Raw genomic sequence first — 16226 nt, forward strand, 5'->3', positions numbered from 1 at the left:
CAAAATGAAATCATATCGTTTCCTCATTTTAATGGGCATGGTCATATTGAGTTCGTGCAAAGACGGATTTCTCAACCTTGCCCCTATTTCCGAAACAAACAATCTCAATTTCTACCGGAATCAGGCCGACATGCTCAACGCTGTCAACGCAGCTTATGCAACGCTCCAGTTTTCGGGGCAATACGGACAAAGCATGTATGCAATCGGAGAAGGCATGTCGGACAATACCGAGATCCTCGACGCACAAAGCGGCATTGACATTTCTCAGCTTGACGCTTTCACTACTTTGAGCAACAACGGTATTGTGAACGTAACCTGGAACGATCACTACCGGGGCATACTTTCCTGCAACACAGTCATCGATCGCATTGGGGCTGTTACCATGAATGAAACCATCAAAGCCCGGTACACCGGCGAAGCAAAGTTTCTGAGAGCACTGATGTATTTCAATATGGTGCGTATGTACGGAGATGTGCCGCTGATACTGAAAGAAACAGCTGACGTTTCGGAAGGTTATTCGTACAGCCGAAATCCTGCAGCCGAAATTTACACCCAGATCGTACAGGATCTGACCGAAGCCGAGAAAACCTTGCCTGCCTCCTATACAGGTGCTGATGTTGGCCGGGCTACCTCTGGCGCCGCAAAAGGCCTGCTCGCCAAGGTATATCTTACCCAAAAGAAATGGCAGGATACTGTAACCAAAACAAAAGAGCTCCTCGATGCAACTACCTATGATCTGCTGCCGGCTTATGCTGATATTTTCAGGATCAATAATAAAAACAACAAGGAATCTCTGTTTGAGGTACAATTCAAAAAAGGGGGATTTGGATTGGGCAGCCCATTCAACAACCGTTTCGCACCCCGGCTGGCCGGCATTGCCGTGACGACGATTGGTGCAGGCTCGGGTCACAACCTGCCCACAGCAGACATTAACAATGCCTATGAAGCCAAGGACCTTCGGAAAGACGTATCGCTTGCACAGGGATACACAGCCAGCAATGGGTCATTTGTGGCGGCACGATATATCAAAAAATACCTGGATCCTGCCCCGTTTGCTGCCAGTGATGCAGACAATAACTGGCCTGTACTACGCTATGCCGATGTACTGCTGATGCGCGCGGAAGCACTCAATGAAATAGGTTTTGTAGCGGATGGTGAAGCCTTTCAGCTTTTGAACAAAATAAGAAAAAGAGCAGGCTTGCCCGAAAAAACCAGTATGGAAATCAGCAGTCAAAGTGCATTTCGCCTCGCCATTGAGCAGGAACGAAGAATTGAGCTTGCATTCGAAAACCACCGTTGGTTTGATCTGTTAAGAACCGAACGGGCCATTACGGTCATGAACAGCAAGGGCTTCAAAGTGCAGGCCCACCAGTTACTTTTACCCGTTCCGCTCACGCAGATCGAAATCAATCCTTCGAAAATTAAGCAAAACCCGGGTTACGAATAAGACCTCCACAGCCCGCTGCTTGCCAGCGTTTCTGATATCAAAGCCGGCCCTGGTGGCCGGCACAACTTAATCCAATCCTAATGAAAAAATATTTTAAAACGGCACTTATACTCCTGGCGGTGTCCGTTGCGAATGCACAGCAGGTGCACCCGGATGCTAAATACGCCCAGGCCGAACTCATTCAGAAAAAAGCCAATGGCTTCAAGGGGATCTGGTACATGAATCAGCCATCCAATGACGAATATGTGTACAAATACAGTGGCGGGCTGGCCGTGTATCCGGCCAACCACCGGCCGTTTGCGATTTACTCCAAAGTGGTGAACAAAACATTTTTTTGCTTTGGAGGCACCGATGACAGTAACTCCACGCTGCTTCACAATGTATCCTATTTCGACCACAAAACGGGCAAAGTAGCCAACCCGGTCATTCTGCTGGATAAAAAGACAACCGACGCCCACGACAACCCTGTGATTTCTATAGACGACCAGGGGCATATCTGGATATTTTCAACGGCCCATGGCGTGAACCGCCCGTCTTATATTCATAAAAGCAAAAAACCTTACGACATAGAGGCGTTTGAAACCATAAACGCCACCGAACTGGTGGATGGCAAAGAGCAGCCCTTCAACAATTTCTCCTATTTTCAGGTCTATCCGATCAAAGGGAAAGGATTTATCGCCTTGTTTACCAAATACAACAAACAAGGTCACAGGGTAATTGGCTTTAATACCAGCAAGGATGGACAGCGCTGGAACGAATGGAAAGTGCTGGCACACATCGAAGACGGTCACTACCAGGTCAGTGCGGAGTCGGATGGAAAAGTCGGCGTTGCGTTTGACTATCATCCCAAAGGAAAGGGCCTCAATTACCGTACCAATCTGCAATATCTGGAAACCTCGGATTTTGGAAAAACATGGCAAAATATCAAAGGTGAACCCATGCAGCTACCTTTAACGGAAAGTAAAAATCAGGCGGTGGTCCATGACTATGCGAGTGAAAAACTCAACTGTTACCTGCTGGATATCACTTTTGATAAAAAACAAAAACCTGCCATTCTGGTCATTTCCAGCAAGGGATTTCAGGCTGGCCCTGGGAATGCCCCACGAAACTGGACGCTCTACCGGGCCAAAAACGATAAATGGGAATCCAGTATCGTCACCACCTCGGACAGCAATTATGACATGGGATCGGTGTATGTCGAATCCGACAAGGTACTGAAAGTGATAGGGCCGAGTGTGGACGGCCCGCAAGCCTACAATCCCGGCGGAGAAGTAGCCATGTGGCTTAGCAAGGATGGTGGCAAAACATGGGCGAAGGAAAAACAGCTGACTGAGCGTAGTGAAAGGAACCACTCCTACGTGCGCAAACCCTCTCATGCCCGTCCCGATTTTTACAGCATCTGGGCAGATGGGCACGGTCGTAAGCCTTCCGAATCCTTCCTGTATTTCTCTAACAAAAAGGGTGATGTTTTCAGACTGCCCCGTAATAGCAATGATGCTATGATTACGCCTGAGAAATTAAAGTAAACGGTGGTCTGAGTGAATATGATCCGCTTTCAAAGAATTTCGTAAGTTTGGATTCCGGTATAGAAGACCGGAATCCAGAAACGAAATTTACAATGACCGACATACAGATTATCGCCTTCGATGCCGACGATACACTCTGGGTAAACGAACCCTTTTTCCTTGAAACAGAAAACGCATTCTGTGATATGCTGGAAGACTTCCTCCCCCATCACAGCTTGTCCAGGGAACTGCTCACCATTGAAATACAGAACCTGAAACACTACGGATACGGTGTGAAGGGATATATTCTATCCATGATCGAAGCCGCCATTTCCATTACCGACCGGCGCATTGGTGTTGAAACCATCGAACGGATTCTTGCACTTGGCAAGGAAATGCTCAATAAAGACATCGAACTGCTTGAAGGTGTGGAGGATGTACTGAAAGCACTTCATGGCAAGTATCGGCTCGTGATGGCAACCAAAGGAGACTTGTTGGATCAGGAACGCAAGCTAAACAAGTCGGGCCTCGCGAAGTACTTCCACCACATCGAAATTGTATCGGAAAAAGCAGAGCCCGAATATCGAAAACTCGTTAAACATCTGGACATACAGCCAGAGCAATTTTTGATGATTGGCAATTCATTGAAGTCCGATGTACTCCCTGTACTCAACATCGGCGGCCATGGTTTTCATGTGCCTTTTCACACCACCTGGGAACACGAAAAAGTGGAGGCCCATATTGAACATGAAAATTTCCGACAGTTGGCTACAATCCGGGAGGTACTCCATTACATTCACTGATATGAGCATACTTGATTTAGAAACCTGGCCCAGAAAAGAACATTATCACTTTTTCAGCCAGTTCAGCGAGCCCTTCTTCGGGGTTTGTATTGATGTGGACTGCACCATTGCTTATCAAAAAGCCAAAGATGCCAATACGTCATTTTTCCTATACTACCTTCACAAATCCTTAATGGCTGTGAATAAGATCGATTGTTTCCGGTATCGGATCAATGCTGATAAACAGATCGTTGTTCATGATAAAGTTTCAGCATCTGCAACAATTGGCAGAGAAAATGGAACGTTTGGATTCAGTTACATGCCCTTTGACGAGGACTTTGAAACTTTCAGGAATAGTTCAAACGCCGAGATCGAAAGAATTCAGAATACGACCAATCTGTTTCCGGATTATATTGCCGATGACGTGATTCATTATTCGTCTTTGCCATGGCTGAAATTTACTTCTATATCGCACGCCAGAAATCTCGCCTTTCCTGACAGTGTTCCTAAAATTTCTTTTGGTAAAATGGTGACGGACGGAATCTCGAGAAGAATGCCTGTTTCCATTCACGTACATCATGCTTTGATGGATGGGCTTCACGTTGGAGAGTATGTTGATCTGTTTCAGGATTTGCTGAATGATCAGGTTTAAGCAAGAACCGTCGAAGGAGTTTTCACTGCAACGAAAATTGCTTAAAAGAGGGAGCACACGGGGAACATTTCAAATCCTTAACCTGCATCGGTGAGGGATTAGATCGTATTGGGTAATGAGCTGGAGCAGGACCACCAGGATATCCTGCCCCAATTTGTGCCCCTAGCGCCTAAGAAAAATAACCCTGGTTTTACTTGTACATTCGCCTCAATTCTCTTTTGACCAGGAGAAAATCGCTTTTATAAGCACCTTATCCCCTACACCAATATTGGAGAGCCAGACATCTTCGCCCTTCTTCGGCAGCACCGAAGGCTTATCCGTAAGCATCAAATCACTTTTGCTGATTTCCTCAACGATGCCTATTGTTTTAAACTGATTGTCAAGCATCGTTGTGCCTTTGTAAAGAGGTGCAAATGGCAGGTTGGTGTCCGTAGTGAGGCTACGTTCACCCACTTTATCGACACGAATCTTGCCGACCAGCAAGTCGTCCTGCATTTTAATCTCTACCCTGTTTCCGTCAATTTTCGCCGAAGCCAACGGATGAACCGTGCTTCGGTACGGACTGACGAAATGAGCGATTTTGCCAGAAATACTTGCTGCCAGCAACCCCGGGCTCCCATTAAATTGAACCATTGCAGTTCCAGCCTTAGGATTAATTCCTGCCACGACTCCTTCCAATGGTTTGGCTTCGAAACGCCTGCCTTTGTGGCGCAGGTAAGTTCCATCGCTGAAAAAGACCCTGATCAGATTACCCTTTCTATCCAGGCTTACCAATGCGTGATTAGCGTCTGTCTCAATCTGATAGGTCTGGATCTTCTTTTTTGAATTTGTCGAATCACTGATCACAACATCGATGACATTTTCTCTGTCAACTTCTACGATGATCCCCTGCCCTTCTTTGATTTCCACCAATTTGCATGAGCGGATATAAGGCTTAGCAATGTAAGGCTCCATGATACCCACAAAAGTACTGCTCAGCGGCAAGCTATCTGTTGACTCCCTTTGAGCCATCAAATACCTGACTACGTGCGATTTTGCCCTTGGTTTATCATACGCATCAGCCGTCATCACCTTTTGTGGCTGATAAGGTAACAAATGAATTCTAAGGTTAGCGGACGCATCATCCCGATGCTGATACTGCACCATACTCTTACCCGATTCCAGTCGTTCTACATTGTACAAATATTGGTAACCAGACCCCTGGTACGTCCTGTAGCTACCGTCGTAGTCTTTCACACCCAACTGTTTATCATCGTAAACCTGGCCGATCTCCACATCCTTACCCGCCAGAGTTCCTGTTTCCTGCCGAATCCATTTACTATCGGGTGTCGACACCGTCGCGGGAGGCCCGTGCAGGGAATACAAATGTTTTTTGCCCCCTGCCACACGAAAAATATCAACCACGTAGCTGTCTTTATCATTCACATCCACCATGATCAGATTTCGCCGATACCGGGTCGCTTTCGGATAAGTTGGTGAAGAAGCGTCCATGGTTCTCGCAAACGGACCGTCCGCAAAATCGTGCAGCTTTCCCGGCACATTATTGGGTTGCCGGCTGTCGTCTACGACCACCGTATTATGAGAAACCGTGTTTGTCGACCAGGTGTAAACCTCTTTTACATACTCGTTCATCGCGTCGGGGTAACCGAGGTCGGGCATCATTTTCTTACCGTTGGCAAACAAGTCAAAATTGAGGAAATCATAGTGAAAGTGTGTCCCCTTGAAGCCGTAGTTGAACGACAACGCCGTGTTATCGGCCTTGTTGTTCAGGATGCCCATACCGTAGCCGGCCAGCAGCCTTGAAGTCTGCACAGGAACAGCCCGATGATCTGGTAAAGCCGGCGTCTCCGGCAAAGCTTCCCGGAAGAGCGATTCGAAAGTTGAAAAGGTTTGTCCGCCAGTCTTACCGATGCTGGCCAGCCAGGACAGGTACCTCGGCTCTTTGTACATTTTATACCCGATCTGATAAATATTGGGTTTTACTCCGATAACACCTCCCAGCACCGAGCCGCTGTCTCCGATATCCGGGGTAAATTTGCCGGTTGTAACCACGTTAAGCGGACTGTTGAACAGCATACGCAGCCGTGGCTCTTCGAAAAGATTTATACCGCCTTTGTACAAAGACTCGCTCAACGTGGCCATGCGGTCAACAGTGAGCAGGTTGTATGATGGCGATTCAAGTGGCTGCCCGTCACGGAAAATCATATTATAAAGAGCATAGCGAATTCCTGTCTGCGGGCGACTCTCTCCGGGCTCTTCCACAATCATTTTCAGGTACTTGTCCGTATCCATATGCTGGCGTGCCAGCAAAATATACATCATCGCGCTTTGATGCATGCCATAATTGCCCTGAATTTTGCGTTCCAGACAAGCCTCCATGGCATCCTCCAGTAAATTTGCCTCGATAAATGAGCGGATGTTTTTTCCGGTTTTACCATAAAACTTTTGAAGCGCTGCATCCTGATCAATGCTGTCCCAAATCGCATCATAAGCTTCCGCTGCATTCTGAATCAGCGTCGTTTCCCAGATCAGGTTGACAACCTTGCCAGGGTAGTTCTGCCCTTTGGCCGCTGACATGAGTCCATAACGGGATTGTGTGGCATGATCCATGGAAGGATATACTTCGGCCATCCGGTGCAGCATCACGGCCGCCTTGTGTGCATATTTTTTGTCGCCTGTGAGCAAATAAGCGCGACCCAAATCTGCGATGCCGGGCTCAATATGATCCTTCCACACCCAGTGATTGGCGTAAGCCACAAACCAGTAACGTTCTCCGTCGGGTGCCAGCCACCCCCATCCATCGTCCACATATTGGGTATCCCACCCTTTTTTATCCTTGAATCCACTTTTGTAATAAGCGGCGTAATCGTTGGATGGAAACAGCTGCCCGTCGATGGGCGATTTCACCTGAAAAGGATGGCGTGGATCTACAATCCAGGGGTAGGTTCCACCCTTTTTGAAAACGGCATCACCGTGTACCGGACTCCCCTTCGGGTTAAGATCAAAAGCCCTGGGCACGCGGGCATCGGAAATCAGATCCCTTAAATCTTCATCGGTCCATTCCAGCCACTTATCGGCTGCCTTCACAATGCCCTCCTTTACCTGCCTGGCTTCAGGATATTTGACCAGATTCTGGCGTGCTGTCAGGACATCCGCATCATTATAGATCATTCGTTGGGTCTTCAGTGGGTATTTCGGAAAACGCTCAGGAACCTGCTTGAAAGGAGGAATATTCAAGCTTCCCTTTTTTGCGGTGCCGGAGCCGGATGTTGCCTGCCCCAAACCGGCCTGTGCATACAGGATAACACAACCCATCATTACAAGCTTTAGACCTTTGCATTTAAAATGGTTAATAACGGACATTAGGAGTTACTGTTGGAATATGAGGTAAAATGAAAAAACTTTCAGTCTGAAACAGCGTGTGAGTAAGGTGGGTCTTGTAAAATAACCGTCCATGGCAGAAAAGCGTGCATCAGCATTTCTCTAACTACCCGCCAGGCTCAATATCAGTAAAACAGCACCATACTCCTGCTTTCCCTAAGATTCACCATATTTTTTTCATAAAGTAGGCGGAATTTTGGAAAGTGGTTCGTGGGTTGGAGTGATAGGTTAAATGGCCTAATTGATAAGGATTAAAGTTTTGTGGTTAAATGGTTCCTGAGTTGATCGATAAAGGGTTGATTGGCGGACGCTGCTAGGCCGGCACCGGCATTCATACAATTTGGTCATTCAACAATTTAGCAATACAACAATTTAACAATCAACAGTTTAGAATTTAACATTCAAAAAAAATAGTCTATAAATAAAAGAAATATATGAAAGATCTGAATCGCAGGGATTTTGTAAAATATTCAGGAATGGCGGGGGCTGTTGGCTTGTCAGGTGTATCAACAGTAAAGTCGTCAGGTACTGAAATAAAGAACACTAAACCAATTCTCACCGGAAGTATCAAAATAAAGAATGTCAATGCTAATTTTGAAAGAGAGCCGCTTAACCCTTACCGGTTTAAAGGAAGTGCCATCACCGAAGCCTGGCAGGGAATTTCTTTGCTGGAGAGCGACTCTGGAATCAAAAAAATCGGATTGTCTACTCAAGGTGTTTTATGGTCTGATTCCAAAGTTTTCGCCGGACATTCGGAGAGCGCCGGAAACGCCATCATGTACGCGATGAGTGAGCATGCTCTGCAAATCATAAAAGGGCAATCGTTTACTGATCCGGTGCAACTGATGGAATCGCTGTTACCGGAAGTGTGGGCTTATGGAAAGAAAATCACCGGAAACCCGGACCTGAGAAAAACGTTTGCACTCAATGCCATGGTAAGCGTGGACAATGCGGCGTGGCTGCTGTATGCCGCCGAAAACAAGATCAAAACCTTCGACGATCTCATCCCACAAGCTTACAGGGCAGGTCTCTCGACCAGGCATACCAAGGTAGCCAGCATACCTTCTTTCAGTGTAGGAACATCGGCTGAAAAAATCAAAAATGCGGCAGATGAGGGGTATTTTATCATGAAGCTAAAAACAGGTGCCCCGGGTACCCAGCCCGAAATGCTGGCAAAGGATATGGCTTTTCTGACAGCCGTACACAAGGCTATTGGCCACTACAAAACACCCTATACGCTCAATGGAAAAATACCGTACTATTTCGATGCCAATGGCCGGTACGAAAAAAAGGAAACCTTATTACGGTTTTTGGATCATGCCAAAAAAATCGGCGCCTTTGACCAGTTGGCCGTGATCGAAGAGCCTTTTGACGAGAGCAATGAGGAATACGTTGGCGACATGGGCGTAAGAGTAGCTTCCGACGAAAGCGCCCATACCGTGGAAGATGCCGCCAAACGCATAGAAATGGGCTATTCTGCCATAGCAGTCAAGGCCATTGCCAAAACCCTCAGCATGACCATGAAGATCACCCAACTTGCGTATGAAAAAAAGGTACCCTGTTTCTGTGCAGATCTTACCGTCAATCCGATTTTGGTGGAATGGAACAAGAATATTGCCGCCCGGCTTCCCGCTTTTCCCGGAATGACCGTGGGTTTACAGGAAGCAAATGGCCACCAATACTACAAAAACTGGGACAAAATGGCTTCCCACCATCCGTACGCAAACGCTTCGTGGGTAAAGGCAAAAAAAGGCGTTTTTGAACTGAATGATGATTATTATCAAAAAAGCGGCGGCATACTGGAACCGGTACGTCATTACGAAGAAATGTTTAACGTGTAGGTGATGTATATCAACGCTGGTAAGTTGTTGTACCTATGATCAAGCACTTTATCCATCTGGCGTATTATTTTGGGGAAAAATCAAAAGGTCTCTGCCCCTTCCGCCGTCTTAGCATTTCTTATGGAAAATAACGATATGAAATTCTTGGCAAGACGCTAATAAGCAATTGTTAAAGCCATTCTGCTTTTGCAGGAAAACTGAGCTAACGGCTAATCGCCAACAGCTCTTTGGGCCTTTGTGCCGGGCCGGGCGCCCACACCCTTTTGAAAATGTTATGAAAAATGATAGATGCCTGACAGTCTATCATTTTTTTAATATTTATTTTAAATAAAAATTTACAAACGCTTGCATTTTGTATTATGTGATCTTAATTTTGAGCATAATTAAGTTAGTGCGTTAAGCTAAGTAAAAATTTACTCTATGCGTTGGTTTGTCGTGTTTCTGGTGTTCATTGCCACAGGGCTAAGTTTTTTGGATCGCCAGGTTCTTTCCATTGCCATCATTAAGATACAGAAGGAATTTGCATTCACCGACGTGGAGTATGGCTGGGTCAACACGAGTTTTCTGTTAAGTTATGCCTTGATGTTTACGCTGGGAGGCTGGATCATTGACCGGGTTGGTGCCAAAAAAGGGCTTGCGGTGGCCGTGGGTGTATGGTCAGTAGCCAATGCTTTACACGGTGTCATGACGAGCCTGCCCCAGTTACTGATGTTTCGGTTTTTTCTGGGTATGGGCGAAGGCGCCTGTTTTCCTGGAGCTGCCAAAACGGTGTATGACTGGTTCGATAAAAAAGAGCGCGCCCTGGCCAATGGAATAGCTATCGGAGGTTCGGCCATTGGTGCGGTGATTGCCCCACCACTTACAATCTGGATATCAGAATATTACGGGTGGAGAGCGGGGTTTGTCATCCCAGGACTTGTGGGCATAGGCTGGGTGGTGGTGTGGCTGATGATTCCATGGAAGAAAAGCCTGTCCTATGCGGCAAGCTTGAATCCGGTGAAAGTTTCAGTCCCCCTGTTGAGCCTGTTCCAATTCCGTCAGACCTGGGTGTTTATACTGATGCGTTTTTTGCTTGATCCGGTGATGTATTTCATGATGTTCTGGATCCCCAAATACCTGAGTGAAGTGCGTCATGTACCTTACAAGGAAATCGGAAACCTGTTTTGGGTACCATTTCTGGCCTTGGGCGTATCCAACATTCTGGGCGGATTTATTTCAGACCGGCTGGTGAAATCGGGGTATAGCATCAACAAAGCCCGAAAAACCGTAATGGGGCTGGCCGCAGCCATTACACTGGCCGTACCCTTCACCGAATATGTTTCGTCGGTGTATCTGGCGGTTGGTTTTATGGCGTTATATATGTTTGCGCATGGGCTATGGATCACCAATTACATCACCGCCATCTCCGACGTTTTCGGAACGAAGGCCACTTCCACGGTCGTAGGGCTGTCAGGAACTGCCGGCGCTATTTCCAGCCTGTTGCTCAATCCCCTGATTGGTAAAATTGTACAGGGTTATTCGTACAAACCGATGTGGATCGCTTCCGGCCTGCTTTATCCCATAGCGTTTATTGGCTTTATTTTACTCATTCCCCGAATAAAGCCCATTTTTAACGAGGGCCTGGATTACCTTACCGGTGATCCAAAAGTGGTTGTGTAGAAAGTCCGGAGCCTGAACAGACCCGGAACCGGCTATCAATATAAGGTAAAAAAATTTTCAGCTAAAAAACCTAGTGCGTTAAGATATTTTAAAACAAACCTATTCTATGGAAAACCCCTTACAGGAAACAAATCAGATCGAAGCCAGAGCTATCATCGAAAAGCGCCAGCCCACCAAGCCGAGAATCGGTGTGTTTGGCGTTGGATATTACAAATACTGGAGCCAGTTCGAAGGGTTGCTGGATGATATGTTGATGAAACAGGCCGTTTTTATTCAAAAAATCGAATCCGGCTCACATGCAGAGATCGTGGACTTTGGACTGATCGATGATGTTCAGAAAGCATATACCCTTGTTCCTAAGCTAAACGCTGCCAATCTGGACCTGATTTTTTGCGACATGGTGACCTATGCCACTTCCAACACGTTTGGGGTGATCATCAGAAGTATCAACGTACCCATTGTGCTCGTAGCGCTCCAGCCCGATAAGGCAATGGATTATTCCCGTGCTTCTACCTACATGCAGCTCTACAACGACGACATCTGCTCCTTGCCCGAATTTGCAGGGGTGGCTGCCCGGATGGGAAAAAAAGTACCCGACATGATCATCGGAACCTTGTATGATGACCCCGAAGCCGATGCGCAGATCGAGGAATACTGCAGGATAGCGGCCGTGTTGCATGACCTGAAAACCTCCCGAATAGGACACATTGGTCACCCCATCGAAGCCATGCTTGATATGCATTCCGATGCCACGATGCTTACAGCCCACTTTGGTGCACACATTGTCCAGTGCGAAGCGCATGAGATTGTAACGCAATATCAAAACTCCACCCGGGAAGAGATTGACCCCGTGCGGGAAAAAATCCTGGATTTTTTCGACACCCCGGATCCTGTTTCAGATCCCATTTCCGAAAAACTCAGGGACTCCGACCTTGAAACAGCGGCCAGAGTTACCGTGGCCCTTGAAAAATTCATCGAAGAAAAACAGCTCGACGGCCTTGCTTACTATTATGAAGGACCCGAAAACAGTGATACCCGAACGGTCATGTCCAACCTGATCGTGGGCAATTCCCTGCTCACAGGTGCTGGATTCCCCATGTGCGGGGAGTCGGATCTCAAAACATGCTTCGCGATGCTGGTTATGGAACGTTTAGGTATAGGCGGTAGCTTTGCGGAGTTCCACCCGGTAGATTTTAAGGAGGGATTCGTGCTTGTAGGGCACGATGGACCACATAACGTTGCCATTGCACAGGGAAAGCCTGTCTTACGCAGCCTCACCAAATACCACGGCAAACCAGGATTTGGTGCAGGTGTAGAATTCAAGATTAAAGAAGGGCCCATTACGATGCTGAGTATCAACTCTACTTATGACGGAAAATTTAAGTTTGTAATCGCCGAGGGACAATCTGTTGAAGGACCCATCCCTCCTACCGGAAATACCAATACAAGGGGGTATTTCAAGCCTGATGTGAGAACATTTCTCCAGAGATGGATGAAAGAAGGCCCAACCCACCATTTCGCACTGGGGGTCGGACACCATGCGGAAACAATTGCCAAAATCGCCAGCTATTTGAATCTGGAGGCGGTAATTGTGAGGGAATAAGGAGTTGGAGAAATTATAGAGTTAAGAAGTTAGAGGAGTTAAGGAGTTAGAGGAGTTAGAGAATAGACCGGACGGTAAAGTAATTACCCTCCGGAAATCTATTCCCTGAGCACTGGGGGCCGAAAGCCGAAGTTCAAAAAGTAACCCTAAAAATTAAACCTTTATGAAAAGCATTTTATTCTCAAAGCTGCCAATGGTTAGCGGCGTTGTGCTCTTTTTGCTAGTGAGCGCTGGAACGCTGCATGCCCAGACCGGTGGCAAAATCTCACTGACCGGCAAGATCCTTGCCGAAAATGACAACACGCCTCTGATCGGGGCAACGATTACCGAAAAAGGTACCAATAACGGAACAACCTCAGACGTGGACGGTAATTATAAGATAAGCGTTTCACCGGGAGCCAGCATCGTTGCCAGCTTCATTGGTTATGTACCGCAGGAGATCAAAATTGACAATCGTTCCACAATCAATATAAGCCTCCAGGCCGACCAGCAGCAATTACAGGATGTGGTGGTGGTTGGTTATGGCACGCAAAGGAAGAAAGACCTTACCGGATCCATCTCCAAGATTTCCGCCGAACAACTGATCCAGCCCTCATTGGGTAGCTTCGATCAGATGCTACAGGGAAAAGTGGCAGGTGTACAGATCAGCCAGACAACAGGTGCTCCCGGCGGGAACGTCAATATGCTGATCCGGGGCGTTAGCTCCATCACCGGTGGAAACCAGCCCCTGTATGTCATTGATGGATTTGCCATGGGCACCGGTGGAGGAGGTTCCGACATGCGAAGTTATGGAGGGAATAGTTTCTCTTCTGCAGGAATGGCAAACAATACCGGCAACCGGGTCAACCCGCTGGCATCCATTAACCCATCTGATATCGAATCCATTGAAATCTTAAAAGACGCTTCTGCCACAGCCATTTATGGCTCAAGAGGTGCCAATGGCGTAGTGATCATCACCACCAAAAGAGGCAGTTACGGCAAATCCCAGATCAGCGTGGATGCATCGTACGGATTTCAGGAAGTGGCCAACAAACTCGAGATGCTGAATTCAAAACAGTATGCCGAATACCTGGCTGATGGCCGGGACAACGCCTGGGTGTACGCCGGGGGAAAGATCACCGATCCTAATGAGGTGCGATCGGCCGCAACCAGGGTAAGGCCGGAGTTCAGAAACCCAGGCTCCATCACCACAGACACCGACTGGCAGGATGTACTTTTCCGAACCGCTCCTGTTAGAAACGTACAGGTTTCTTCTACCGGCGGAAATGAAAAAGCCAAGTACTTTATCTCAGGTGGCTATTTTTCACAGGAAGGTGTCATTATCAATTCCGATTACAACCGGTTCAATTTGCGTGTAAATGTGGATGCCCAGCTAGCCAAATGGATCAAAATAGGAAGCTCAACATTTGGCTCCTACGGATTTGGCCGTTTCGCCAATACCGAGTCGCACTACGGAGCGGGCGGGTTGCTAGCCAATGTCCTGGCGGCAGCTCCTACCATCCCTGTTTACGATGCAAACGGTGGATTTTATTTCAATCAGGCCGATGTGACGGATGGTCTTGGATTCCTTGCCAATGTACTGGCCGTGAGCAACGGCACCGAAGACCGTAGAAAGGTAATGGACATGGTTACCAATAATTACCTCGAATTTAACCTGACCAACGATCTTACTTTCAAAACATCCATCGGTGTAAATTTCGGCTCCAACAATATCAAATTGTGGCGTTCATCGGCGGTTCCGAATTTCACTACACTGAACTACCCGGCATCGGCAGGTACTTCCAAAACGGAAACGCTCAACTGGCTCAATGAAAATACGCTGAATTACAATAAGGTCTTTAATAACAAACATTTTGTAAGCGGGTTGATCGGATTTACGGCGCAGAAGAACACTGTGGACAGGGTTTCGGTAGGGGCATCAGATTTTCCCACAGAGTATGTACCTTTTATCTCTGCCGGTATAGTCAACGCTGGAAGCCAGATCATCAACGAATGGGCCCTTCTTTCCACCATGGCCAGGGTCAACTACTCCTATGCCGGTAAATATTTGTTTACAGCCACCGTCCGCCGCGACGGGAGTTCCCGATTCGGATCCAACAACAGATGGGGATTGTTCCCGTCGTTTTCAGTCGGCTACAACATTGCTGAAGAAAATTTCATGAAAGAGGTGAGGTTTATCAATAACCTGAAATTAAGGGCCAGTTACGGAATTTCGGGAAATAATCAGATTGGAGACTACACACACATCGGTCTCCTCTCCACCACCCGATATGTACGAAACCGTGCGCTGAACCCGGGACTGATACCCAGCTCCCTGTCCAACGATAACCTTACCTGGGAAAAATCGAAGCAAACCAACATAGGACTGGACCTTGGCTTGTTCAATGACAGAATCACGCTGACGGCTGATGCTTACCGTGACCATAAAACCGACCTGCTCCTGGCTGTACAATTACCGGCCGCATCAGGTTTCAACAGCTCTACCCAAAATATTGGCGATATTGAAAACAAAGGTTTCGAACTTGGACTTCAGACCGTAAATGTCCGCACCAAAAGTTTCGAATGGACTAGCAATATGACTTTCAGTCACAATAGAAACAAAGTCCTGAAACTGGCAACCGAAGGAGGACGGATCGCGAATTCGGCCTACCAGATCACAGAAGTGGGATCACAGATTTCCAGCTTCTACCTGATCAACAAACTGGGTGTCTTTATGACTGCCGCTGAACTGGACGGTGCCGCTCTTCAGCATCCCAAAACCCAGGCTGGAGATTTGAAATTTGAGGATGTTAACGGCGATGGGGTAATCAACCAGAGCGACAGAAAGATCGTTGGCTCTCCCTGGCCTGATTTCACCTGGGGCTTTGACAACAACTTTTCGCTCGGCAATCTGAGCCTGAATATTGGGTTGGTAGGATCACATGGCGCCTACACCTATCTGGATGCCGGAGGATCTTTACTCGGATCAAACGGTGTGCAGAACAACCTGATCCTAACCGACAGAAGATGGAAATCGGAGGCCGATCCGGGAGATGGCATCATGCCGCGATCCATCCGAAGCAACCATGCCCTGGGCTTTGGCACTTCTTCTCATTACCTTTTCGACAATTCCTTTACCAGGATCCGAAACATCAAGCTGTCGTACAATTTACCAAAGAGCCTTCTGAATAAATTGAAATTGAGCAACTTGAATGTTTATGCCAATGCAGCAAACGTCTTCACCTTTACCAACTACCCCGGTTACGATCCGGAATCCAGTATTACCGGTGACAATGTAGTAAATGCAGGGATTGATTATCTCAATTATCCACTGCCCCGGACCTACACGCTGGGCATAAAATTAACGCTTTAAACGC

Annotated in this window: 9 protein-coding genes; 8 read left to right on the top strand and 1 reads right to left on the bottom strand. The window is 47.3% G+C overall.

The window, feature by feature from the left end; translation table 11 throughout:
- Window positions 1-4 precede the first annotated feature (4 nt).
- The 4 genes from DYADSP32_RS06900 (at window position 5) to DYADSP32_RS06915 (ending at window position 4386) form a co-directional block, all read left to right on the top strand.
- Complete coding sequence (locus tag DYADSP32_RS06900) at window positions 5-1447, top strand: RagB/SusD family nutrient uptake outer membrane protein (protein WP_149243415.1); 1443 nt, start codon at window positions 5-7, stop codon at window positions 1445-1447.
- An 80-nt stretch (window positions 1448-1527) separates the two neighbouring features.
- A complete protein-coding gene (locus tag DYADSP32_RS06905) occupies window positions 1528-2973 on the top strand; it encodes a BNR-4 repeat-containing protein (protein WP_149243414.1) in 1446 nt (481 codons plus the stop codon).
- A 92-nt stretch (window positions 2974-3065) separates the two neighbouring features.
- Window positions 3066-3755, top strand: coding sequence for an HAD family hydrolase (locus DYADSP32_RS06910; protein WP_149243413.1), 690 nt, complete (start codon window positions 3066-3068; stop codon window positions 3753-3755).
- Window position 3756: 1 nt separating this feature from the next.
- Window positions 3757-4386: a chloramphenicol acetyltransferase gene (locus DYADSP32_RS06915; RefSeq protein ID WP_149243412.1), complete on the top strand. Its 630-nt coding sequence runs from the start codon at window positions 3757-3759 to the stop codon at window positions 4384-4386.
- Window positions 4387-4593: 207 nt separating this feature from the next.
- Here DYADSP32_RS06915 and DYADSP32_RS06920 read toward each other — a convergent pair whose 3' ends face one another.
- Complete coding sequence (locus DYADSP32_RS06920) at window positions 4594-7704, bottom strand: heparinase II/III family protein (RefSeq protein WP_414617587.1); 3111 nt, start codon at window positions 7702-7704, stop codon at window positions 4594-4596.
- Window positions 7705-8201: 497 nt separating this feature from the next.
- Between DYADSP32_RS06920 and DYADSP32_RS06925 the strand changes: the two genes are divergently transcribed.
- The 4 genes from DYADSP32_RS06925 to DYADSP32_RS06940 all read left to right on the top strand — a co-directional run bounded on the left by DYADSP32_RS06925 (window position 8202) and on the right by DYADSP32_RS06940 (window position 16222).
- Window positions 8202-9608 carry a mandelate racemase/muconate lactonizing enzyme family protein gene (locus DYADSP32_RS06925; RefSeq protein WP_149243410.1) on the top strand — a complete coding sequence of 469 codons (1407 nt, stop codon included), beginning with the start codon at window positions 8202-8204 and terminating at the stop codon, window positions 9606-9608.
- A gap of 420 nt (window positions 9609-10028) precedes the next feature.
- Window positions 10029-11267, top strand: a complete 1239-nt coding sequence (locus DYADSP32_RS06930; RefSeq protein WP_149243409.1) for an MFS transporter — start codon at window positions 10029-10031, stop codon at window positions 11265-11267.
- Window positions 11268-11373: 106 nt separating this feature from the next.
- On the top strand, window positions 11374-12870 hold the full coding sequence (locus DYADSP32_RS06935; protein ID WP_149243408.1) for an L-fucose/L-arabinose isomerase family protein: 1497 nt from the start codon (window positions 11374-11376) through the stop codon (window positions 12868-12870).
- Between the two features lie 163 nt (window positions 12871-13033).
- On the top strand, window positions 13034-16222 hold the full coding sequence (locus DYADSP32_RS06940; protein WP_149243407.1) for a SusC/RagA family TonB-linked outer membrane protein: 3189 nt from the start codon (window positions 13034-13036) through the stop codon (window positions 16220-16222).
- Window positions 16223-16226: the final 4 nt, after the last annotated feature.

The organism is Dyadobacter sp. 32, from assembly GCF_902506755.1.
GTDB lineage: Bacteria > Bacteroidota > Bacteroidia > Cytophagales > Spirosomataceae > Dyadobacter.